Below are 22,599 nucleotides of genomic sequence, written 5' to 3' on the forward strand. Positions count from 1 at the left end.
GGTATGCAACTCGATGGTGTGCTGTTCTTTCCGGTGACCCCGTTCGACACCGAGGGGAACATCGCGTTCGACGTGCTGGCTGAGCACGTCAAGCACGGTGTCTCCGCCGGGCCAGGCGCGGTGTTCGTCGCCTGCGGCACCGGCGAGTTCCACGCGTTGGGGCTGGAGGAGTTCGAGCGTGCGGTGGCCGTCGCGGTCGAGGCGACCGCGGGCAAGGTGCCGGTGTTCGCCGGCGCCGGTGGCTCGGTCGTGGCGGCCAAGCAGTTCGTGCGGGCCGCGGAACGCGCCGGTGCCAACGGCATCCTGCTGCTGCCGCCGTACCTGGTGACGAACCCGGCGGCCGGTCTCGTGCGGTACGTGGCCGAGGTCGCGGGCGTCACCGAGCTGCCGATCATCGTGTACCAGCGCAACAACGCGCGGTTCACGCCAGAGACGGCCGTCGAGGTCGCGTCGATCCCGAACGTCGTCGGGTTCAAGGACGGCATCGGCGACCTGGACCAGATGCAACGGATCGTGCTCTCCGTCCGCGCAGTTGTTGACAAGCCGTTCCAGTTCTTCAACGGCCTGCCGACCGCGGAGATGACCCAGCTCGCGTACCGGGGCATCGGCGTCGAGCTTTACTCGTCGGCCGTCTTCTGCTTCGCGCCGGAGATCTCACTGGGCTTCTACAACGCGGTGCAGACCGGCGACACCGAGCTCGTGAACCGGTTTCTGTTCGAGTTCTACAAGCCTCTCGTCGAGCTGCGGGACAAGGTTCCCGGCTACGCGGTTGCCCTGGTGAAGGCCGCGGTGCGCGCGAACGGTCTCGACGTCGGTGGCGTTCGCCCGCCGCTGATCGACCCGCTGGACGAGCACGTCGCCGAACTCGACAAGATCATCGCCGCTGGTAAGGCCCTGCTGGCATGAAAATCACCGAAATCGTTCTGACGCCGATCGCGTTTCGCGATCCGCCGCTGTTGAACGCCGCCGGCGTGCACGAGCCGTGGGCGTTGCGCACGATCGTCGAGGTGCACACCGACGAAGGCGTTTCAGGGCTGGGGGAGACATACGGCGACCTCGCGCACCTGGAGCGCTCACGGTCCGTTGTGGACTCTCTGATCGGGCTCGACGTCTTCGCGCTGAACGAGATGCACGCGCGGGTCGCGTCGGTTCTGGGTGGTAAGGCCGGGCCGGACAAGCACGGGCTGACCGGGAAGATCACCGCGGAGAGCACCGTCGACCGGGTGTACTCGCCGTTCGAGGTCGCGTGCCTGGACATCCAGGGCAGGGCGCTGGGGCGTCCGGTGCACGACCTGCTGGGTGGCGCTGTTCGTTCTGCTGTGCCGTACTCCGCCTACCTGTTCTACAAGTGGGACGGGCATCCCGGCGCCGAGCCGGACGAGTGGGGCGAGGCGATCGACCCCGCAGGCATCGTGGCGCAGGCGCGGAAGATGATCGGCGAGTACGGGTTCGGCTCGATCAAGCTCAAGGGCGGTGTGTTCCCGCCGGAGCAGGAGATCGAGGCGATCAGGGCGCTGCGCGAGGCGTTCCCCGACCACCCGCTGCGGCTGGACCCGAACGCCGCCTGGTCGCCCGCGACGTCGCTGAAGGTCGCGGCCGAGCTCGACGGCGTGCTGGAGTACCTGGAGGATCCGACGGCGGAGATCCCCGGGATGGCGGAGGTGGCCGCGAAGGCGCCGATGCCGTTGGCCACCAACATGTGCGTGGTCGCGTTCGAGCACCTCAAGCCGTCCGTGGAGCAGGACGCCGTGCAGGTGTTGCTGTCCGACCACCACTACTGGGGCGGGCTGCAGCGGTCTCGGCAGCTGGGCATGATCTGCCAGACGTTCGGCATCGGCCTCTCGATGCACTCGAACTCGCACCTGGGCATCTCGCTGGCCGCCATGACGCATCTGGCCGCTGCCACGCCGAACCTGAACTACGCGTGCGACACGCACTACCCGTGGAACGCCCAGGACGAGATCGTCGAACCAGGCGTGCTGTCCTTTGTGGATGGTGCGGTGCCGGTTCCCGTCACGCCCGGTCTCGGTGTCTCGCTGGATCGCGACGCGTTGGCGCGCATGGCCGAGAACTACGTGAAGTGCGGGATCACCTCGCGCGACGACACGGGTTACATGCGGAAGTTCGACCCGAGCTACGAGAGGAAGCGTCCCCGGTGGTGAAGTCGGTTGTCCACGCCTATCCGTGGGACCTGATCGGGGATCCCGAGGCCGTTGCCCGGTATCGGGGTCTCGGCGTCGACGCGATCGCCCTGGCCGCGTCGTACCACACCGTGCGGGCCGCGACGCCGTTGCATCCGCAGCACAGGTTGGTCGATGCCCGGCACGCGGCGTTCTACCTGCCGGTCCGGGAGTCGAACTTCGGCCGGTTGGTGCCGGCGGAACCGTCCTGGATGGACGGTTCGAACTCGTACGGTGAGGCGGCGGCTTTGGTTCGTGCGGCCGGATTGCCGGTGTACGCGTGGACGGTGCTGACGCACAACTCGCGGTTGGGCGACCTGCACCCGGACGTCACCGTGGTGAACGCCTTCGGGGATCGCTACCCGTACGCGTTGTGCACGGCGCAGCCCGATGTTGTCGAGTACACGTCGGTGCTGGTGTCCGAGGTGCTGGAACTCGGTGCGCCGGACGGGATCATCCTCGAGGCCTGTGGTCCGCTGGGGTTCTTCCACGGAGGGCACCACGAGAAGACCGATGGCACGGACTGGAATCCGGTGCAGCAGAAGCTGTTGTCACTGTGCTTCTGTTCTTCGTGCACCGCCTTGTACGCCGACCCGGATGCCCTGCGTGAAGCGGTCCGGGCCGGGGTTGATCGCGGTGCACCCAGCGTTGAGGAAGCGTTGGGTGCGCTCGCGGAGGACGTGCGGGCCGTGCGCACCGGGGTGGTGCGATCGTTGCGGCAGAGGCTGGTCGGCGAGATTCGTGCTGCGGCGCCGTCGATCCGGATCGGCATGCACGTGACGGCGGACCCGTGGGGCACCGGGCCGTTCGCGACGGTTGCCGGCGGGCTGGACGCGGATGTCGACGTGCTGACGACGATGTGCTGGCCCGGCCCTGAGGTCGCGGTGCCCGGCATCGAGGCTTTGAAGGCCGCTGCTCCGGACACGCGGATCGCCGCGTACGTGCTGGGGTTGCCGCCGAAGCCCGCCGACGGTGCGGCGCTGTCGAAGGAGTGGCTGGCCTACCTCGACGCCGGCGTCGAGGAATTCCACCTGTACCACGGAGGTCTGGCCTCGGCTGCTCGTTTGGACGCGCTGCGTGAGGCCGTGGCCGCCGTAAGCCGGTAACTGTGAAGCGAAGTCGCTGCAACCCTTAGTGCTCGCGGTTCCGTCCTCTGAACATGAGGCACATAGGAACCGTAGTTGGCACTGGCGTCCTGCTGCTGGTGATCTCGGCCTGTGGCAGTGCGCAGAACGCGGGCACTGGGGCAGGTGGCGGTCCGACGTTGCCGACCGCCACCTCACCCTCGGAGATCCCGCCAGGCATCGCGCCCGGAGAGGTCCCGCCGGACGGTAAACCCGTGACAAAGCTGGACACCAACGCTTTGTCGTCGGAGTATCCGCGCACCGTGTGGACACAGGGCGACGGGAAGACCGTCGGTGTCATCGCCCAGGAGGGCGGGTGCGGCAAGGCCAGCGCGTCCGTGCTGGAGCAGTCGGCGTCCGTGGTGAAGATCGAGCTCGTCGAGACGCTGCCGCTGGACAAGCAGGCCTGCACGATGGACATCCGCTTCCCACCGCTGACGGTGCAGCTGTCCGAGCCCCTCGGTGAGCGCACGGTCGCGTTGACGTCGCGGCAGGAACAGAAGTAGACCTCCCTCCCACGGTGCCCGGTCGGCATCTGCCCCGTCGGCCGGGCACCTCCGCTCTTCACCTGGCCACTTGTCCCGGTTTGCAAGGATGGTGCGCATGAGAAACGCCGTCGCTGCCGTTGCTCTTGCCGTTGTGCTCGCCGGCTGCTCGTCCGGCACGCAGTCCGGCGCGCCCGGATCGTCCTCGGGCTCCTCCAGCGGCGCGCCCACGTCCGGCACGTCCGCGCCTGGTTCCACCGGGTCGTCCGGCGCGAACCCCACGGCCCCGGCCCAGCCTCCGGTCTCGATCTCGGAGGAGAAGCCGGTCGTCCCGCCCAACGTGACGCCGGTGGCCAAGGAGAAGGTGGACACGACATCGTTGTCAGACACCTACCGCGACGAGGCCTACGTCTTCGGCGACGGTCGTGACATCGAGGTCTTCGGCGTGGGTGGTGGCTGCAAGGAGGCTCGTGCCGAGGTGACCGCGCAGTCCGCCGAGGTCGTCCAGATCACGCTGGTCACGATCACCAAGCAGCCGCCGGGCACCATGTGCACCCAGGAGGTCCGTCAGGTGCCGCTGACCGTCCGCTTGGCCGCCCCTCTCGGCGACCGCCGCCTGGTCCTGGAATCCCGCGAGGAGACCGGCTGATGGTGAGACGCTGACGGCATGGATCTTCACCTGGGGGAGCGGCGGCTCCACGTGTACGACGTGGGCGAAGGCGTGCCGGTGTTCTGGCATCACGGCACACCCAACCTGGGACTGCCACCCGAACCGCTGTTCCGTCCGGGCGTGCGCTGGGTGTCATACGACCGGCCGGGCTATGGCGGGTCGACCGCCGTACCAGGCAGGACGGTGGCGTCGGCCGCCGCTGACACATCGCACGTCGCCGACGCGCTCGGCCTCGACGAGTTCGCGGTCATCGGCCATTCCGGCGGCGCACCACACGCCCTCGCGTGCGCCGCCCTGTTGCCGGACCGCGTGACCGCTGTCGTCACCGGTGCGTCGTTGGCCCCCTTCGACGCCTCCGGCCTCGCCTGGTTCGACGGCATGGTCGCTTCGGCCGAAGCGTCGTTGCGTGCGGCCGCCGCGGGCCGTGCGGCGAAGGAACGGTACGAGGCGTCCGGCGTCGAGTACGACATGGAGTTCTCCGAGGCGGACCTCGCGACGCTGCGAGGCCCGTGGTCGTGGTTCGGCAAGGTCGTCGAACCCGCGCTGGCGAACGGCCCCGGCCCGCTGATCGACGACGACCTCGCCTACGTGACCCCGTGGGGCTTCGACCCGGCGTCCATCCGGGTACCCGTGCTTCTGCTGCACGGCGATCGCGACGGCATCAATCCGCCCTCGCACAGCCAGTGGCTCGCCTCCCGCATCCCCGGCGCGGAACTCCGCCTCACCCCAGGCGACGGCCACATCTCAGTGCTGGACCACGCCGACGCCGCCCTCGACTGGCTGCTGGCCCGCTAGGGACCCGACGCAGCACAGCAGGGCCGCCTGATATATCGGATATCAGGGGCCCGGCTGTGGATGCGACTAGAGGCTGAAGATCAACGCCTGAAACTGATCTGCAGGGTCGGGGCGGACGTCTCGGCGAAGAAGTCGTTGCCCTTGTCGTCGACGACGACGAAGGCGGGGAAGTCCTCGACCTCGATCTTCCAGACCGCCTCCATGCCGAGTTCGGGGTACTCGAGCACCTCGACCTTGCGGATGCAGTCCTGCGCCAGCCGGGCCGCCGGGCCGCCGATGGAGCCCAGGTAGAAGCCGCCGTGGCTGTTGCAGGCAGAGGTGACCTGCTTGGACCGGTTGCCCTTGGCGAGCATCACCAGCGAGCCGCCGGCGGCCTGGAACTGCTCGACGTAGGAGTCCATGCGGCCCGCGGTGGTCGGACCGAACGAACCGGAGGCGTAGCCCTCGGGCGTCTTGGCCGGACCGGCGTAGTAGACCGGGTGGTCCTTGAGGTACTGCGGCATCTCCTCGCCGGCGTCGAGGCGTTCCTTGATCTTGGCGTGCGCGATGTCGCGAGCCACGACCAGCGGGCCCGTCAGCGAGACGCGGGTCTTCACCGGGAGCTTGGTGAGGATCTCGCGGATCTCCGGCATCGGGCGGGTGAGGTCGATCTTGACGACCTCGTCGGACAGGTCCTCGCCCTCGATCTCGGGCAGGAACTGCGCCGGGTCGCGTTCCATCTGCTCGAGGAACACGCCCTCGGGCGTGATGCGGGCCTTGGCCTGGCGGTCCGCCGAGCACGACACCGCGACACCGACCGGGAGGGACGCGCCGTGCCGGGGCAGCCGGATGACGCGCACGTCGTGGCAGAAGTACTTGCCGCCGAACTGGGCGCCGATGCCGAAGTTCCTGGTCAGCTCCAGGACCTGCTGCTCGAGGTCCTTGTCGCGGAACGCGTGGCCCAGCGCCGAACCCTCGGAGGGCAGGTTGTCGAGGTAGCGGGCCGAGGCGAGCTTCGCGACCTTGAGGTTCTGCTCGGCGGACAGGCCGCCGACGACGACCGCCAGGTGGTACGGCGGGCACGCGGCGGTGCCGAGCGAGCGGAGCTTCTCGTCGAGGAACGACGCGAGGCGCTTCGGGTTCAGAACCGCCTTGGTCTCCTGGTAGAGGAACGTCTTGTTCGCGCTACCGCCGCCCTTGGCCATGAACAGGAACTCGTACACGGGCTCCTGGCCGGGCTTGTGGAACACCTCGATCTGCGCGGGCAGGTTCGTGCCGGTGTTCTTCTCGTCCCAGAACGTCACCGGGGCCATCTGCGAGTAGCGCAGGTTGAGCTCCTGGTAGGCCTCGAAGACGCCCCGGGCGAGGGCCTGTTCGTCGTCGCCGCCGGTCAGAACGGTCTCGGAGCGCTTGCCCATGATGATCGCCGTGCCGGTGTCCTGGCACATCGGCAGCACACCGCCCGACGAGATGGCGGCGTTGCGCAGCAGGTCCATGGCGACGAAACGGTCGTTGCCCGAGGCCTCGGGGTCGTCGATGATCTTGCGCAGCTGGGCGAGGTGCGACGGGCGCAGCAGGTGCTGGATGTCGCGGATGGCTTCCTTGGCGAGCAGCGTCAGCGTCTCGGGAGCGATCTCCAGGAACTTGCGGTCGCCGGCCTCGATCAGCTTCACCCCGTCCGACGTGACGAGGCGGTACTCGGTCTCGGTGTCCTTCGCGAGCGGAAGGACGTCGGTGTACTCGAAAGTGGTGGGCACGGGGTACACAACTCCAACGGTGTGCAGTTCGGATCAGAAAACCGTACCGCCATCAAAGGGACGTATTGATGTGATCCCCGACCACCGTGTTCTTCGCTACCCCCAACGCACGGAAGGCCGGGGCGGCCCCCGGCCGTCCCGACCTTCCTTCGTGTGCGACCTCCGGCTCTCGCCGGGCGTCGCTTGGCTTGGTAACGCCCGACCGTGCCGTGAGTTGAGTCACAAGTCAATACTGCCGGACGGGTGAGTTACGAGGCGTAGGCCCGCAGCTTCGCCGCGCGCTCACCCTGACGGAGCTTCGACATGACCTCGCGCTCGATCTGCCGCACCCGCTCGCGCGACAACCCGAACCGCTTGCCGATCTGGTCCAGCGTGCGCGGCTGACCGTCCTCGAGCCCGTAGCGCAGCCGGATCACGGCCTGCTCGCGCGGCTCCAGCGTGGCGAGCACGCGGCGCAGGTCGTCCTGCAGCAGCCCGGAGATGACGGCGCTCTCGGCGTCGGTGGCGTCCGAGTCCTCGATGAAGTCACCGAGGGGAGCGTCCTCCTCCGTGCCGACCGGCATGTCCAGCGATACCGGGTCACGCGCGTGGTCGAGCAGGTCGGCGACCTTGTCGGGGTTGAGGCCCGCTTCCTTCGCGAGCTCCTCGTTCGTCGCCTCGCGGCCGAGCGTCTGGTGCAGGTCGCGCTTGATCCGCGCGAGCTTGTTCACCTGCTCGACGAGGTGGACGGGGAGGCGGATGGTGCGGCCCTGGTCGGCCATGCCGCGGGTGATGGCCTGGCGGATCCACCACGTCGCGTAGGTCGAGAACTTGAAGCCCTTGGTGTAGTCGAACTTCTCGACCGCGCGGATCAGGCCCAGGTTGCCTTCCTGGATCAGGTCCAGCAGCGGCATGCCACGGCCCGTGTAGCGCTTGGCCAGCGACACGACGAGGCGCAGGTTCGCCTTGAGCAGGTGGTCCTTCGCGCGGCGACCGTCGCGGACGAGTGCCCCCATCTCCTCACGGCGGGTCGGGGTGAGGCGCTTGGCCGTCTCGAGGACGTGCTGTGCGAACACACCGGCCTCGATGCGCTTCGCGAGCTCCACCTCCTCCTCGGCGGTGAGCAGCGCGGTCTTGCCGATTCCGTTCAGGTAGACTCGAACGAGGTCGGCTGCTGGTCCCTGGGCGTCGAGTTCGTGCTCGACGACGGCGGGCGTGTTCTCTCCGACTTCACGGTCGGAGATCCTCGTGACGGTCATGGATCTCCCTCCCCCTGGTGCGGGCGACGCTGCTGTCGGTCAGGACAGTCGCGCGTGGCGGTCAAGGCGGCGCGGCGCTGCGCCCTGGTTGCCGGTTGCGGCGGGCCCGCTCGGGATCCCATCGCTAGCTGGCTGATACCTGGGTAACGAAGACGATTCCGAATTCGTTCCCGACTTCCATGACTTGAAGACGTCGCCACAGTCACAGCGGTTGCGCGACTAATCTGAGGATTGGCTGAGAACCGTTTAGCCAAGAGGCCGACTACACCTCGACGAGCACGGTGAACGGACCGTCGTTCACGCTCCGTACCTTCATCTCGGCTCTGAATCGTCCCGTTTCGACCCGCGCGCCCTTTTGGCGGAGTTCCTGCACGACGGCGTTCACCAAGGGTTCCGCGTGCTCGGGCCGGGCGGCCGCCGTCCAGGACGGACGGCGGCCCTTGCGCGTGTCCCCGTAGAGGGTGAACTGGCTGACGACCAGCAACGGAGCACCGGTCGACTCACATGACTGCTCGTCGTTGAGGATGCGCAGACCGTGCAGCTTCTGCGCCATTCTGCGGGCGTGCTCGGCTGTGTCGTCGTGATGGACGCCGAGCAGCACCAGCAATCCGGGCTCGTCGATCGCGCCGACGACGGCCCCCTCTACTTCGACACTCGCTTCTGTGACGCGCGCCACAACTGCTTTCACGCGGGAATCAACATTCCGTGCCGGATGAGATCACGAACGATGGGCAACGCGGCTTCTGCATCGATTTCCCCGTAAGCGAACTCGAGCAGTGAGAGCAGGTCCTCCAGCGGCAACGCGCCGTTGCAACCGGCGATCAGCTTCGCGGTCGCCTCGTCGACCTCGTGCTGCCAGCCGGGCCCGTCGGTGCGGTGCAGCCGGGCCACGACCTTGCGCCAGCCCTCCTCGCTCGGCTCGGACACCTCTTCGAGCAGGACGGTGTCCGCCACGCGGAACCGGTGGCCCAGCAGATCGGGGTTCGCCCGCAGCCACGCGACGTTGTCGAGCCACCGCGCCGCCTCCGGACCCAGTGGGTCGTCGTAGGCGTGGCGCAGGTCTTCACACACGACCTGCGAGTGCATCTCGTCGGTGCGCCGCAGCGTCACGTACCCGAAGCCGATTCCCTGGACCTCGTTCTCCTCGAACCAGTCCAGCCACGCCGCGGCCTTGCGCTGGCCCTCGGGGCTGCGCGGGTCGACGCCCGCGTCCTTGAGCCACGTGCCGACGTACAGGGCGGGCTCGGCGATGTCGCGCTGCACGAACCACGCGTCGATCCCACCGCGCGGCAACCAGCTGGAGACGCGCTCCTCCCAGTCCTCGCCCTTGCGGTGCACCCACGACGCCAGCAGCTGGCCGACGCCGCCCTCGTTGAGGAACGCGGGCAGCTGCCGGATGACCAGCGCCGACGCGTCGTCGCCGCCGAGCCCGGAGTCGCGGTACACGTAGTCGACCCGCGGCGGACCGACGACGAACGGCGGATTGCATACAACCTGGTCGAACCGCCGGTTGCGGACCGGGCCGAACCACTCGCCCTGCAGCGCCTCCACGTCGAGGTTGTTGATGCGGAACGTGCCCTGCGCGAGCCGGAGCGCGCGCTCGGACAGGTCGGTGGCGGTGATGCGCTCGGCGTGCGTGCTGGCGTGCAACGCCTGGACGCCACAACCGGTGCCGAGGTCGAGCAACGTGCCGACCGGCGTGCGCTTGGTCGCGCGGGCGAGGCTGATGGACGCGTGGCCGACGCCGAGCACGTGGTCCTCGGGGACCGCTCCGCCGCGCAGGTCGGAGTCGAGGTCGGCGATCACCCACCAGTTGTCCTCGTACGGCCGCACGTCGAGCCCGGCCGTCAGAGAACCTGCTGTTGTGTTCGCTGCCAACACCTCGTTGGCGACGAGGTCGTCGATGCCGACTCCGTCGAGCGCCTTGCGGACGTCCTGCTCCGGCTCCTGGTCGCCCAGCAGGAAGAGGCGGATCAACGTGCCGAGCGCCCCGGCGTCCTTGCTGGCGCGACGGGCGGGTTCCGGTTCGCCCCGGCCGAGCGCGGAGTGGGCCTGGGGGCCGAGTGCGTCGACGACGCCGTCCGCGGTGTAGCCGGCGTTCTCGAACGCCTCGCGCAACCGGGCGCACAGGTCAACGGAAAGATCAGGGTGCACGGGTGTAGATGCTTTCACGGCACCGTTGTCACCGCGTGATCGACAGGGCGATGGCCATCGCGAGCCGCTGGTCGGGATCGTCGAGGGGGAGTGGCGTCACCTCCGCCATCTTCTGCATGCGATACCGCAACGTGTTCGGGTGCACCTTGAGCTCGCGCGCCGCTGTCCGCACATCGCCCTGAGCCGCGAGCCACGCCTTCAACGTCATTGCATACTGCGTCCCGTATTCAGCGTCATATCGCAATATGTTGGATATCGGGCCGCGCGTGGGAAGTCGTCCGGCCTCGGCGACCGCGGCGAGCCGCTGCAGCAGGACCTGCGCCCAAGCGTCGTCGTATACAACCGGTGCACCGGTTGAGAGCGCGAGGCATTCATCGGCTTCCTGCCGTGACGTCGGCAGCTGCGTCGCCTCGGCCGGACCACCGATGCCGGCCAGCACGGTGGCCTCGGCCGGCAGTTCGCGAACCAGGGAGCGCACCCAGCCGACGGCGTCGTCGGCGGCCGGGATGACGGTGTAGAGGACGTTGCCGAACAGTGCGCTGCGTCCGGGCCGGGACCACCCGAAGCCCGCGGTGGCCCGTTGGAACGCGAGCACCGCGGCCCCGTGCTCACCCTCACCCGCGTGGGCCTGCACCGCGATCACGCGAAGGTCGGCCGACGGCAACCCGAGCCGCGCGACGTCGGCGGACTCGGGGTGTTCGAGCAGCCGGATCACCAGGTCCGCCTCCGCCTGGCGTTCCAGATCCGTGGACGCCCGCGACCGCAGCAGGTGCAACGCCGCCGTGCGCGCACCGTCCACCAACGCGGCCGACCTCGCGGCATCGACCGGCCCCGTGACCTCCACCCAGACCGAGCCGAGCAGCTCACGGCCCGCGCGGACGGCGGCGACGAGCCGGTTGCCCAGCTGCGGCGTCAGCTTGGGGACGAAGATCGGTTCGTCGGACGACGCGAGGTGCGTGAACACGCCGTATTCGTCGAGCGCGCGACGAGCTTCCTCCGGGACGCGACGACCGAGGATCGTCTGGACCCGCACCGGATCGACGTCCTGCTGCCGGTAGGAGTAGGCGAGCACGCGGGACTGCTGGTCCTCGATCGTCACCGGCCCGCCCACGACGCCCGCGATCACGTCGGCCAGGCCGAACAGGTCACCGGTGCGCGTACCGCCGTTGACCAGCGTCTGCGTGACGTTCGCAAGCTGGCTCCACGGCACCGACGGATCCACGAGCAACACGGCCGCGCCAGACTTCTTGGCAGCGGCGATCACACGCTCGTCCAGCGGCGGCCTGCCGTGCAACACAACTGCTGACGCCACCGTCGAAGACACAAGGCGCGCCGCCGCGGCGACAGAGGCCGTGCCCAATCCGAGCAGGACATCACCTGCCGCGGCCGGCGTGTTCTCCGCCGGGTCGTGCAGGGCAACCCCGCGGAGTTCGGCGTCACGGCCCTTTGGCGCGCACGCCAGATGCGTGCCCAGACTGCCGAGCACGTCCACGAGGCGATCAAGGGCGACCACTCGCGGATGTTAACCGCCGACCGGGTGTCCCGAGCGTCACTCGGACGTGGGACTATTGATGGGTGGAGGTGGTGTCGTGAGCAGTCCCGACCGGAACGACACCCCGGTGTTGATCACCGAGGCGGCCCCGTCCTACGAGGAACAGCACGCCGCCCGGAGACGCAAGTACGCGATCATGATGAGTCTGCGCTTCCCGTGCCTCATCCTCGCGGCTCTGTTCGCCAACACCTGGTGGCTCGCGTTGTTCTTCATCGTGCTGTCCGTGCCGCTGCCGTGGATGGCCGTGCTGATCGCGAACGACAGGCCGCCGCGCAAGGCCGAGAAGGCCAACCGCTACGAGGTCGAGCGCCGCGCCATCGCGCCCAAGAGCACCACGATCATCGACGGCTGACTCGGCACCGAGTCCCAGCCGGCCAACCCGAGTCAACAACCTGAGCCGCATTCGGCTGTCGCCCCACGCCGCCCGCCCCTTGGCAATGACTCTTTGGACTTCGTCCGCAAAAGACTCATTGCTAAGGCCTTCCGCGCGTCTGCCTTTGCAATGAGTCTTTTGACGTCGTCCGCAAACGTTTTTTGCATCCGGTGAGGGCGGCGGGAACTGATATATCGGCGCTGATCTATCGGGGGCGGGGGCCTAGCGGGGTGGCTGGGCGCCTACGACGCTGACGGCTCGGGAGCCCGCGCGGACGCCGCCGAGGAGGGCGTCCCGCTTCGAAGCGCCGGCCAGCCAGGCGGCCAGGAAGCCGGCGTCGAAGGCGTCGCCCGCGCCGGTCGAGTCGACGCACTCGGTGACTTCAGCGGGGACTGAGATCAGCTCGTCGGCGTCCACCCACGACGCGCCGTCCGGTCCCGTTGTCACGACGACCGCGCCGACGTAGGTCAGCAGGTCCTTGCCGGCGGCCGGGTCGGCTGAGCCGGTCAGCGCCTGAAGCTCGTCGGCGTTCGGCATGAGGATGTCGACGCCGCGCACGTCCTCCATGAACGCCTCGGCGGAGTGGATCAGCACGGCCGCTTGAGGGTCGACCGACGTTGTCCAGCCGGCGTTGCGGGCCGCCTCGAGTGCGGCCAGTCCCGCGGGGCGGGAGGTGGCGTCGAGCAGGACGTAGCCGGACAGGTGCAGGTGGCCGTGTGAGGCGGCGAGCAGGCCGGGGTCGAGGTCGGCGGGGGAGAAGCGGGCGTTCGCGCCGCGGTCGGGCAGCATCGAGCGCTGGCCGTCCTCGTCGACGAGCACGACGACGCAGCAGGTCGCCAGCTCGGGGTCGACCGCGAAGGCGCATTGGACGCCTGCCGAGGTCAGTTCGGAGTGGACCTGGCGGCCTGCCGAGTCGGCGCCCACGCGGGCCACCAGGACCGGCGACGCACCGCACGCGGCGAGCCATACGGCCGTGTTCGCGCCTGCGCCGCCTGGCTCGATGGTCACCTTCGCGCGCACGTCGCCGCCGTGGGCGATGGGGCCGCTGTGGCGGGCTACTACGTCGAGGCCGGCGTCACCTACGACGACCACTGGCCTCACTGGAAGAGCTCGACGGCGACGGCGGCGGCGACGGAGGCGTTGTTCACGACCAGTTCCTCGTTGGCGTCGAGGCTCACGCCGGCGCTCGCGGTGTGGAAGTGCTCCAGGAGGACCGGCGTGACGTCCTTGCCGCGCACCTCCTGGTCGGCGAGCTTCCGCAGGCCCTCGGCCAGCAGGCGGTCGTGCAGGGCGGAGTCCATCTCGAAGGCGGCGGGGATCGGGTTCGCCAGGAGCATGCCGCGGCCACCGGCGGCGAACACGGCGGCGGCTTCGGCGGCGGTCTCCACGCGCCACGGCACGTCGAACTCCGACTCGCGGCGGTAGAAGGCGGGGAAGCGGGAGGTCTGGTAGCCGACGACCGGCACCGAGCGGGTTTCGAGCACTTCCAGGGTCGCGCCCATGTCCAGGATCGACTTCACGCCCGAGCAGACGATCAGCACCGGGGTCGTCGCCACCACGTCGAGGTCGGCCGAGACGTCCCACGTGTCGCGGGCGCCGCGGTGCACGCCGCCGAGACCACCGGTCGCGAAGACGCGGATGCCGGCCTGGTGCGCCAGGGCGGTGGTCGAGGCGACCGTCGTCGCGCCGCTGCGGCCCAGGGCGTAGGCGGGGCCGAGGTCGCGCAGCGAGAGCTTCACGAGGTCGCCCGCGTTGCACACGCGGTCCAGCTCGGCGGCGGAAAGGCCGATGTGCGGCACACCGTCGAGCACGGCGATCGTGGCGGGTACGGCACCGGCGTCCCGTACGACCTTCTCCAGGCGTGCGGCGACGGCGAGATTGCGCGGCGCGGGCAGCCCGTGGGACAGGATGGTGCTCTCAAGAGCGACGACGGGCCGGTTCCCGGCCAGTGCGGTGGCTACTTCGTCGGCGATGTGCAGCGTGGTCACGAGGGGACATCATCCCAGGTACCCTGGGCGGGTGAGCACCCAGACTCTCCCCGAGGTCGACGTACGGCCGGAAGGCACGGACCAGACCGGGGACGACGCCCCGAAGATGTTCCACTACGTGCGCAAGGCGAAGATCGCCGAGAGCGCCGTGATGGGAACGCACGTGGTCGCTTTGTGCGGCGAGGTCTTCCCGGTGACGAAGTCGCCGAAGCCTGGTTCGCCGGTGTGCCCGGACTGCCAGAAGATCTACGACAACCTGCCTGCCGGCGGCGAGTAGATCGCGTTCCCCGAGAACTCCGCGCGCTCGATGAGCAGCGGGGGTGGCTTCGGCTACCCCCGCTGTTTCTCTTCCTCGGGCTGAGGGGGCTGTGACCGCGGCTCCTGGATCTTCAGCGGGGCCGTCAGCTGCGTGTCGGCGGGCGACGGTGCCGAGTAGCCGGTGTTGTTCGTTTCCTGCTGTCCGACTTCCTGGGGCGCAGCACTTTCCGAACGGATGCGCGACGCCGCGCGCTCCATCTCCAGCCTGCGCCAGCGGCGGCGCTGGCGGCGGGTCATCTTGGCCGGCCACGTGTCCTGGATGGCGCTGTTGAAGTACGCGCCGATGGTGATCGCCAGGCCGATGAAGAACACGAACAGCAGGAACGCGATCGGGGTCGCGAGAGCGCCGTAGGTGTAGCCGGTGGTGGTGATCCACTGGATGTACAGGCGCAGGCCGATGGACGACAGGATGAACACGGCCATCGCGAGGATCGCGCCGGGCAGCACGCGGTGGTACGGCAGTCTGCGTGGCAGCGCGACCTTGTAGAGCAGCGACAACGACAACACCAGCAGCAGCGCGACGCCGGGGTAGTAGAACCGCCCCACCCACGTTTCGATGTAGGGCTGCCAGGACGCCGGGAAGAACTGCGGCAGGATGTCCGGCCCCAGCGCCAGCACCGGCAGGCCGACCACCAGCGCCACCAGCGAGATCATGTACAGCAGCAGTGCGAAGATGCGCTGCCACAGCTCGTTGCGGACGCCGTACTGGCCGTGCGCCACCGTGATCGCGTCGACGAACGACGACATGGCCGACGAACCCGCCCACAGCGAGATCAGGAAGCCGATGGAGACGATCTCGCCCTTGCCGGTGCTGAGGATCTCCGCGACCGTGGGCTGGATCACGCCGTTGACGACGTCGCCGCTGAAGATCGTCCGGGTGAACCCGATGATCTTCTCCTGCACGGCGAGGGGCACCTCGGGGCCGAACCAGTCGCCGAGATAACCCATGGCGCCCAGCACTCCGAGCAGCAGCGGGGGGAACGACAGCGTCTGCCAGAACGCCGCCTCGGCGGCTTCTGAGAAGATGTTGCCCTGCCACGCCTTCGACAGCGTGCGCGCGAGTAGACGCAGCGGCCCCTTGCGGCCGGACCTGCGTGCGCTGTTGTCGGTAGGCGAACCCATCGCAGTGACAAGCATGGTGCATAGGGCCACGTTTCGCGGCATCGACGCTCGGAACGGGTAGAGTCACGGTGCCCTCGGCCACGGTCCGCCTGAGGGCTGTTGCATGTCAAAGCCATGTCTGAACAGCGCAAATGAGGAGAAACACGTCTGTGACAGCGACAGCAGCAATGCGACCGCTGCGGGCATGGCAGCGCCGCGCGCTGACCAAGTACCTCGCCGCCAAGCCGCAGGACTTCCTCGCCGTCGCGACGCCGGGCGCGGGCAAGACGACCTTCGGGCTGCGCGTGGCCGCCGAACTGCTGGCCGACCGGACGATCGAGGCCGTCACGATCGTCACGCCCACCGAGCACCTCAAGCACCAGTGGGCGAAGGCCGCCGCCGAGCAGGGCATCCACATCGACTCGAACTTCCGCAACACCAACGCGATGACCTCCCGCGACTACCACGGCGTGGCCGTGACGTACGCACAGGTCGCCGCCCATCCGACGTTGCACCGCGTGCGGACCGAGAACCGCAAGACGCTGGTGCTGCTCGACGAGGTGCACCACGGCGGTGACGCCAAGTCGTGGGGTGAGGCGATCCGCGAGGCGTTCACGCCCGCGGTCCGCCGGCTCTGCCTGACCGGCACGCCGTTCCGCTCGGACGACTCGCCGATCCCGTTCGTGCAGTACGAGGAGAGCAACGGGGGCTTCAAGACGTCCAAGGCCGATCACACGTACGGGTACTCCGACGCGCTGCGCGACGGCGTCGTCCGGCCGGTGCTGTTCCTGGCGTACTCGGGCGAGGCGTCGTGGCGGACCAGCGCGGGCGAGGAGTACACCGCACGGCTGGGCGAGCCCCTGACCCAGGAGCAGACCGCGCGGGCGTGGCGCACGGCGCTGGACCCGGCGGGAGACTGGATGGCCTCCGTGCTGCGCGCCGCCGACCAGCGGCTCACCCAGAAGCGCGAGAACGGGCTGCCCGACGCCGGCGGCCTCGTGATCGCCACCGACCAGACGGTCGCGAAGGCCTACGCGCAGGTGCTCCAGCGCGTCACGGGCCAGATCCCCACGCTCGTCCTCTCGGACGACCCGAAGGCGTCCGGCAAGATCGCCGAGTTCTCCGCGACGAACGAACGCTGGATGATCGCCGTCCGCATGGTGTCCGAGGGTGTCGACGTGCCGCGGCTCGCCGTCGGCGTGTACGCGACGTCGTCGTCGACCCCGCTGTTCTTCGCGCAGGCCGTCGGCCGCTTCGTGCGCAACCGGAAGCCCGGCGAGACCGCCACCGTGTTCCTGCCGTCGGTGCCCGTCCTGCTTCAGCTCGCGTCCGAGCTGGAGGCCGAGCGCGACCACGTCCTGGGCAAGCCGCACCGCGAGAAGGACGGCTGGGACGACGAGCTGATGGCCGCGGCCAACCAGGCCAAGGACGAACCGGGCGAGGACGAACGCGCCTTCACGGCCCTGGGCACCACGGCCGAGCTCGACCAGGTGATCTACGACGGCTCGTCGTTCGGCGCCCCGACCATGGCGGGCTCGGCGGAGGAGCAGGAGTACCTGGGCCTGCCGGGGCTGCTGGAACCCGACCAGGTGCGCACCCTGCTCCTGCAACGCCAGGAAGAGCAGATGGCCACCGCGGCCAAGCGCCCCAAGCCGGAAGCCGCGGTGCGTGAGGTGCGGACCGCGAGCGTGCAGGAACGCCTCGCGTCACTGCGCAAGGAGCTCAACACACTCGTGGCGATGCACCACCACCGCACGAAGAAGCCGCACGGCAAGATCCACAACTCGCTGCGGGAGTACTGCGGCGGGCCGCCGACCGCGATGGCCACCATCGAACAGCTCGAGGAACGGATCGCGACCCTGCGATCCTGGTGACCGGTATCCGATGTATCAGTTGCGCGTGACGGCGACGGCGAGCGTCTCGTAGTTCATCGTGAAGCCGCCGCCGGCCGCGTCGATGGCGGCGCCGACACAGTCCAGCACCTCGGTGACCTGCTCGGTCGTGAGCAGGGCCAGCGGGCTCATGGTGAGGATCAGGTCGAGGTACTCGGCGGTCGTGTAGCTCTGGTCCCACCGTGTGCTCCACAGGTCGGAGCCGGTGAACTCGCCCGTGGCGACGAACGACTCCGCGGTCCGCTCGCATCCGGACCGGTAGGACGCCAGGATCTCCGCGCCCTTGTACCCGACGCGGAACGGAATCTCCGGCGCGACCTTCTGGTAGACGTCGGCGAGAGCCTCCGCGACCGGGTCCGGCATCGCGAACACGTGCCACAGCGCCACGAACACGCCGCCGGGCCGCAGCACCCGCGCGGCCTGGCGCTGCCCTTCCTCGGCGTTGACCCAGTGCCACGACTGCCCGGCGACGACGGCGTCGAACTCACGGCCGGCGGGGTCCCAGGTCTCGAACTTCGACACCTCCACCGGCACAGCGGTCGCCAGGGCGAACCCGGCCATGTTCTCGTCGTGCTCGACGCCGAGAACATCGAGTCCGGCGGCCTGCAGTTGGCGCGACAGCTTGCCGGTGCCGCAACCGACGTCGACCACGCGCGGTCCCGGGCTCGCCGTGACGATCCGCTGAACCAGCTCGTCGGGATAGGGCGGCCGGGTGCGGTCGTAGCGGGCGGCGTCGGCACCGAACGAGCTCGCGAGTCGCTTGCCGAGCTCTTCGTTGTCTAGAGTGGGCATGTGCCCACCATAGTGGGCATGTGCCCACTCAGCTAGGAGCAATCAGCGTGCCCACCGGTGTGCACCTGCGCGACGTGCGGGAACAGTTGTTCGGCGCCGCGGATCGCCTCCTCGTCGAGAGTGGGCCGAGCGCGCTGACCAGCAGGGCGGTGACGACCGAGGCCGGCGTCGCCAAGGGTGTGCTGCACCGGTACTTCGACGACTTCGACGCGTTCCTCGCGGACTTCGTCATGGACCGTGTCGACAAGATGGACGCGCGGGCGAAAGCGCTGCTCGAGGCCGCGGGCACCGGCACCGTCGTCGGCAACCTCGCGGAAGCGATCACCGCCGTGTTCGAGTCGGTCGCTGTCGCGATCGTCGCCCTCGTGACGTTCCGCGACGACCTGCGCAGGCGGCTGCGCGACACCTGGCCGGCGGGTGTTCCGGTGCTGACGGACGCCGCGATCATGATCCAGGCCTATCTCGAACGGGAGAAGGAGCTGGGTCGCGTCGGCGATCTCGACGCCGAGGGTGTCGCCCCCGTGCTCATCGGCACCGGGCACCTGCTCTTCGCTGATCGCCACGTTCGGCCATCGGCTGAGGCGGTGCGCCGGATGGTCGAGTCGGTCGTTGCGCCGTGGTTACGCTCTCACAACTCTGAGTGACTAAATGACGCCACGGTTACCGCATCGTTGCGACTTAATCGATCCAGTGTGGTTCCGGTCACGCATATGTCGGGCATACGTTGTGCGCCACAACATTCTCTGTGACACAGCGCAGTGAAAGGGATGGCGGATGCGCAGCAAGACTCTCGCTTCCATCGCTGTTACCGCGGGCTTCGCCCTGGCGGTTTCGGCGTGCGGCGCCAACACGTCCTCCAACACCGGAGGAAGCACCGAAACGAACTCTGGCAGCGGCAATGGCGCGAAGGTCGGCGTGATCCTTCCTGAGACCGCCACCTCCGCTCGCTGGGAGGGCTTCGACAAGCCGCTCCTCGAGGCCGCTCTGAAGGCCGAGGGCCTCGTCCCCGACATTCAGAACGCCCAGGGCGACGTGCAGAAGTTCAGCACCCTGGCCGACGGCATGATCAACGCCGGCGTCAAGGTCCTGATCATCGCCACGCCCAACAGCGAGGTCGGTGCCTCTGTCGCCAAGAAGGCGCAGGCCCAGGGCATTCAGGTCATCGACTACGACCGCCTGAACACCGGTGGCTCCTCGTCCTACTACGTGTCGTTCGACAACGTGAAGGTCGGCGAGCTGCAGGGCCAGGGTCTGGCCGACGCGCTCAAGGAGGCCCCGCAGGGCGCCAACGTCATCGAGATCGAGGGCGCGCCGACGGACAACAACGCCACCCTGTTCGCGGACGGCCAGAAGAAGGTCCTCAAGCCGCTCTACGACTCGGGCAAGCTCAAGCTGGTCCAGTCCCAGCCGATCGACAACTGGGACAACCAGAAGGGTGGCCAGGTCTTCGAGCAGATCCTGACCAGCAACGGCGGCAAGGTCGACGGCGTCGTCGCCGCGAACGACGGCCTCGCCGGCGCGGTCATCACCGTGCTCAAGAAGGTCGGCCTCAACGGCAAGGTGCCGGTCACCGGTCAGGACGCGACGCCGGACGGCCTGCAGGCCGTTCTGCTCAAGGACCAGTACATGACCGTCTTCAAGCCGATCAAGGAAGAGGCTGAGGCCGCCGCCAAGCTGGCCGGCTTCCTGGCCAAGGGCGACACCGCGGGTGCCGACAAGCTGGCCTCGGGCGTCACCAAGGACGCCAAGGGCAACCGCGACGTCAAGTCCGTGCTGCTCACGTCCCAGCTGATCACCCGCGACAAGGTCAAGGTCGTCGTGGACGCCGGCTTCGTCAAGGCCTCCGAGGTCTGCGTGGCCGCCACCCAGGCTGCCTGCTCCGAGCTCGGCATCAAGTAACACCGCTCGCGGCGAAGGCGGGGTGCGCGTCTGGCGCGCCCCGCCTCTCGCCACGTGTAACCACGGAGGAAACCCAGTGAGCGAGCCGATTCTCGAGCTGCGCGGCATCAACAAGAGCTTCGGTCCCGTGCACGTCCTGCACGACATCGACCTCGACGTCCAACCCGGCGAGGTCACCGCCCTCGTCGGCGACAACGGCGCGGGCAAGTCGACGCTGGTCAAGTGCATCGCGGGCATCCACCCGACCGATTCGGGCGAGGTCCTGTTCGAGGGCCAGCCGGTGCACATCAAGGGTCCGCGCGAAGCCGCGGAGCTCGGGATCGAGGTCGTCTACCAGGACCTTGCCCTGGCCGACAACCTCGACATCGTCCAGAACATGTTCCTCGGCCGGGAACGCACCAAGAACGGCCTGCTCGACGAGACCGACATGGAGCAGGCGGCGCGCAAGACGCTGGCGTCGCTGTCCGTGCGCACGGTCAAGTCGGTGCGCACGCAGGTCGCGTCGCTGTCCGGCGGTCAGCGCCAGACCGTCGCGATCGCGAAAGCCGTGCTGTGGAACAGCAAGGTCGTGCTGCTCGACGAACCCACCGCGGCACTCGGCGTCGCGCAGACGCGCCAGGTGCTCGACCTGGTCCGCCGGCTCGCGGAGCAGGGCCTGGGCGTCGTCCTGATCAGCCACAACATGAACGACGTCTTCGAGGTCGCCGACAAGATCGCGTGCCTCTACCTCGGCCGCATGGCCGCCGTCGTGTCGTCCAAGGACGTCACCCACGGCCAGGTCGTCGAGCTGATCACCGCCGGCCGTTCCGGTGACCTGGGCATCGCCCGCCCCGAGGCGGCGACGATCTGATGAGTTCCGAAGAGGACAGCATGACCAACACCACCGAGACGCCCTCGCAGGACACCCCGGCAGCGGGCGCCATCTCCGACTTCGGCATCGACACGACGTCCCAGTCCACGGGCGAAGCGGTGCGCGACTACTGGGCCAGGGTCCGCGGCGGCGAGCTCGGCTCGTTGCCCGCGCTGCTCGGGCTCGTCGTGCTGCTCATCGTGTTCAGCTCGTTGTCCGACACGTTCTTCACCCTCGGCAACCTCGCCAACCTGCTCCAGCAGGGCGCCAGCATCACCATCATCGCGATGGGCCTGGTGTTCGTGCTGCTGCTCGGCGAGATCGACCTGTCCGCCGGTACCGCGTCCGGTGTGACGGCCTCGGTGATGGCACTGCACCTGATCCACAACGGCAACCTGCTCGGCGGCATGGGCGACACGGTGTTCTACGTGTTCTGCGGCCTGCTGGTGCTCGCGATCGCGCTGTCGGTGCTGATGAGGATCTGGGCGGGTGCGGCCCTCTCGGCCGTCGCCCTGGTCATCGCCGCGGTCGGCATCCCGGCCAACGCCTGGCTGGAGATGCTGCTCGCGGTCTGCGTCGGCGCGGCCATCGGCTGCATCACGGGCTTCCTGGTCGCCAAGGTCGGCATCCCGTCGTTCGTCGTGACCCTGGCGTTGTTCCTCGTCTGGAACGGCGTCGTGCTGCAGCTCATCGGTCAGGGCGGCACGCTCGGCCTGCGTGACGACACGATCTTCAACGTCGCCAACGGCAACCTGAGCGCAGCCGGTTCGTGGGCGTTGTTCGTCATCGCCATCGGCGGCTACGCGGCGGTCGTGCTCACCCGGCACTTCTCCCGGCTGCGCAAGGGACTCGTCGCCCAGCCGACGTCGCTGGTGCTGGCCAAGATCGCCGGCCTCGCGGTGCTGGCCGCGCTCATCACCTTCGCGCTGTCGCTCAACCGGGCGCCGAGCAACCTGGTGATCATCGAGGGCGTGCCGTTCGTGGTGCCGCTCGTGCTGGTGCTCCTGGTGATCGGCACGTTCGTGCTCGACCGCACCGCCTACGGCCGGCACATCTACGCCGTCGGCGGCAACAAGGAAGCCGCGCGTCGCGCCGGTATCAACGTCGAGCGGATCCGCATGAGCGTGTTCGTGATCGCGTCCTCCGCGGCCGCGATCGGCGCGATCGTGTACTCGTCGAAGGTCGGCTCGGTCGACCCGAACGCCGGTGGCGGCAACACGCTGCTGCTGTCGGTCGGTGCGGCTGTCATCGGTGGTACGTCGCTGTTCGGTGGCAAGGGCCGCCTGCGCGACGCGGTCATCGGTGGCGCGGTGCTGGCGATCATCGCGAACGGCATGGGCCTGCTCAAGCAGCCCGCCGCCGTCGTGTACATCGTGACCGGCCTGGTCCTGCTGCTCGCCGCGAGCGTCGACGCGTTGTCCCGCCGCCGGGCAGCCACCGCGGCTCGCTGAC

General features: G+C 68.8%; 22 protein-coding genes. 13 read left to right on the plus strand and 9 right to left on the minus strand.

Annotated features, from left to right (window positions below; genetic code table 11):
* Nucleotides 1–3: 3 nt before the first annotated feature.
* The 6 genes from SK803_RS05570 to SK803_RS05595 all read left to right on the plus strand — a co-directional run bounded on the left by SK803_RS05570 (nucleotide 4) and on the right by SK803_RS05595 (nucleotide 5,254).
* Nucleotides 4–906 carry a 5-dehydro-4-deoxyglucarate dehydratase gene (locus SK803_RS05570; protein WP_319964664.1) on the plus strand — a complete coding sequence of 301 codons (903 nt, stop codon included), beginning with the start codon at nucleotides 4–6 and terminating at the stop codon, nucleotides 904–906.
* Nucleotides 903–2,162, plus strand: coding sequence for a glucarate dehydratase family protein (locus tag SK803_RS05575; protein ID WP_319964665.1), 1,260 nt, complete (start codon nucleotides 903–905; stop codon nucleotides 2,160–2,162). The genes SK803_RS05570 and SK803_RS05575 overlap by 4 nt, the downstream gene beginning before the upstream one ends.
* A complete protein-coding gene (locus SK803_RS05580) occupies nucleotides 2,159–3,286 on the plus strand; it encodes a hypothetical protein (RefSeq protein WP_319964666.1) in 1,128 nt (375 codons plus the stop codon). Before SK803_RS05575 ends, SK803_RS05580 begins: the two co-directional genes overlap by 4 nt.
* Nucleotides 3,287–3,519: 233 nt before the next feature.
* Nucleotides 3,520–3,810, plus strand: coding sequence for a hypothetical protein (locus SK803_RS05585; RefSeq protein ID WP_319964667.1), 291 nt, complete (start codon nucleotides 3,520–3,522; stop codon nucleotides 3,808–3,810).
* A gap of 97 nt (nucleotides 3,811–3,907) precedes the next feature.
* Nucleotides 3,908–4,438 (plus strand): hypothetical protein, encoded by a 531-nt coding sequence (locus SK803_RS05590; RefSeq protein WP_319964668.1) that lies wholly within the window; start codon nucleotides 3,908–3,910, stop codon nucleotides 4,436–4,438.
* A gap of 18 nt (nucleotides 4,439–4,456) precedes the next feature.
* Nucleotides 4,457–5,254, plus strand: a complete 798-nt coding sequence (locus SK803_RS05595; RefSeq protein ID WP_319964669.1) for an alpha/beta fold hydrolase — start codon at nucleotides 4,457–4,459, stop codon at nucleotides 5,252–5,254.
* 80 nt (nucleotides 5,255–5,334) lie between these two features.
* On the opposite strand, the gene SK803_RS05600 is transcribed toward SK803_RS05595, so the two are convergent.
* The 5 genes from SK803_RS05600 to SK803_RS05620 form a co-directional block, all read right to left on the minus strand.
* Nucleotides 5,335–6,999, minus strand: coding sequence for a fumarate hydratase (locus tag SK803_RS05600; RefSeq protein WP_406601486.1), 1,665 nt, complete (start codon nucleotides 6,997–6,999; stop codon nucleotides 5,335–5,337).
* Between the two features lie 239 nt (nucleotides 7,000–7,238).
* On the minus strand, nucleotides 7,239–8,228 hold the full coding sequence (locus SK803_RS05605) for a sigma-70 family RNA polymerase sigma factor (RefSeq protein WP_319964671.1): 990 nt from the start codon (nucleotides 8,226–8,228) through the stop codon (nucleotides 7,239–7,241).
* Nucleotides 8,229–8,490: 262 nt separating this feature from the next.
* The gene (gene dtd, locus SK803_RS05610; RefSeq protein ID WP_319964672.1) at nucleotides 8,491–8,916 is read right to left on the minus strand and encodes a D-aminoacyl-tRNA deacylase; all 426 of its coding nucleotides are present in this window, start codon (nucleotides 8,914–8,916) and stop codon (nucleotides 8,491–8,493) included.
* Complete coding sequence (locus tag SK803_RS05615; RefSeq protein ID WP_319964673.1) at nucleotides 8,913–10,382, minus strand: DUF7782 domain-containing protein; 1,470 nt, start codon at nucleotides 10,380–10,382, stop codon at nucleotides 8,913–8,915. The genes dtd and SK803_RS05615 overlap by 4 nt, the downstream gene beginning before the upstream one ends.
* Before the next feature lie 28 nt (nucleotides 10,383–10,410).
* Nucleotides 10,411–11,895: a PucR family transcriptional regulator gene (locus SK803_RS05620; RefSeq protein ID WP_319964674.1), complete on the minus strand. Its 1,485-nt coding sequence runs from the start codon at nucleotides 11,893–11,895 to the stop codon at nucleotides 10,411–10,413.
* Nucleotides 11,896–11,953: 58 nt separating this feature from the next.
* Between SK803_RS05620 and SK803_RS05625 the strand changes: the two genes are divergently transcribed.
* On the plus strand, nucleotides 11,954–12,286 hold the full coding sequence (locus SK803_RS05625; protein WP_319964675.1) for a DUF3099 domain-containing protein: 333 nt from the start codon (nucleotides 11,954–11,956) through the stop codon (nucleotides 12,284–12,286).
* Between the two features lie 243 nt (nucleotides 12,287–12,529).
* Here SK803_RS05625 and SK803_RS05630 read toward each other — a convergent pair whose 3' ends face one another.
* Nucleotides 12,530–13,408: a carbohydrate kinase family protein gene (locus tag SK803_RS05630; RefSeq protein ID WP_319964676.1), complete on the minus strand. Its 879-nt coding sequence runs from the start codon at nucleotides 13,406–13,408 to the stop codon at nucleotides 12,530–12,532.
* Entirely contained in the window at nucleotides 13,405–14,295 is an 891-nt protein-coding gene (locus SK803_RS05635) for a pseudouridine-5'-phosphate glycosidase (protein ID WP_319964677.1), read from the minus strand. Before SK803_RS05635 ends, SK803_RS05630 begins: the two co-directional genes overlap by 4 nt.
* Nucleotides 14,296–14,326: 31 nt before the next feature.
* Between SK803_RS05635 and SK803_RS05640 the strand changes: the two genes are divergently transcribed.
* Nucleotides 14,327–14,572 (plus strand): DUF3039 domain-containing protein, encoded by a 246-nt coding sequence (locus SK803_RS05640; protein WP_319964678.1) that lies wholly within the window; start codon nucleotides 14,327–14,329, stop codon nucleotides 14,570–14,572.
* A gap of 53 nt (nucleotides 14,573–14,625) precedes the next feature.
* Here SK803_RS05640 and SK803_RS05645 read toward each other — a convergent pair whose 3' ends face one another.
* On the minus strand, nucleotides 14,626–15,750 hold the full coding sequence (locus SK803_RS05645) for a YihY/virulence factor BrkB family protein (protein WP_319964679.1): 1,125 nt from the start codon (nucleotides 15,748–15,750) through the stop codon (nucleotides 14,626–14,628).
* Nucleotides 15,751–15,902: 152 nt separating this feature from the next.
* Here SK803_RS05645 and SK803_RS05650 point away from each other — a divergent pair, with 152 nt between their 5' ends.
* On the plus strand, nucleotides 15,903–17,588 hold the full coding sequence (locus tag SK803_RS05650) for a DEAD/DEAH box helicase (protein ID WP_319964726.1): 1,686 nt from the start codon (nucleotides 15,903–15,905) through the stop codon (nucleotides 17,586–17,588).
* Nucleotides 17,589–17,603: 15 nt separating this feature from the next.
* Here the strand turns inward: SK803_RS05650 and SK803_RS05655 are convergent, their stop codons facing one another.
* Nucleotides 17,604–18,398 carry a class I SAM-dependent methyltransferase gene (locus SK803_RS05655; protein ID WP_319964680.1) on the minus strand — a complete coding sequence of 265 codons (795 nt, stop codon included), beginning with the start codon at nucleotides 18,396–18,398 and terminating at the stop codon, nucleotides 17,604–17,606.
* Between the two features lie 47 nt (nucleotides 18,399–18,445).
* Between SK803_RS05655 and SK803_RS05660 the strand changes: the two genes are divergently transcribed.
* The 4 genes from SK803_RS05660 to SK803_RS05675 all read left to right on the plus strand — a co-directional run bounded on the left by SK803_RS05660 (nucleotide 18,446) and on the right by SK803_RS05675 (nucleotide 22,598).
* Nucleotides 18,446–19,042, plus strand: coding sequence for a TetR/AcrR family transcriptional regulator (locus SK803_RS05660; protein ID WP_319964681.1), 597 nt, complete (start codon nucleotides 18,446–18,448; stop codon nucleotides 19,040–19,042).
* Between the two features lie 130 nt (nucleotides 19,043–19,172).
* Nucleotides 19,173–20,297, plus strand: coding sequence for a sugar ABC transporter substrate-binding protein (locus SK803_RS05665; RefSeq protein ID WP_319964682.1), 1,125 nt, complete (start codon nucleotides 19,173–19,175; stop codon nucleotides 20,295–20,297).
* A gap of 76 nt (nucleotides 20,298–20,373) precedes the next feature.
* Entirely contained in the window at nucleotides 20,374–21,147 is a 774-nt protein-coding gene (locus SK803_RS05670) for an ATP-binding cassette domain-containing protein (protein ID WP_319964683.1), read from the plus strand.
* A 20-nt stretch (nucleotides 21,148–21,167) separates the two neighbouring features.
* Nucleotides 21,168–22,598: a sugar ABC transporter permease gene (locus tag SK803_RS05675; protein ID WP_319964684.1), complete on the plus strand. Its 1,431-nt coding sequence runs from the start codon at nucleotides 21,168–21,170 to the stop codon at nucleotides 22,596–22,598.
* Nucleotide 22,599: the final 1 nt, after the last annotated feature.

It is taken from the genome of Lentzea miocenica (assembly GCF_033949945.1).
Classification (GTDB): Bacteria; Actinomycetota; Actinomycetes; order Mycobacteriales; family Pseudonocardiaceae; genus Lentzea; species Lentzea miocenica.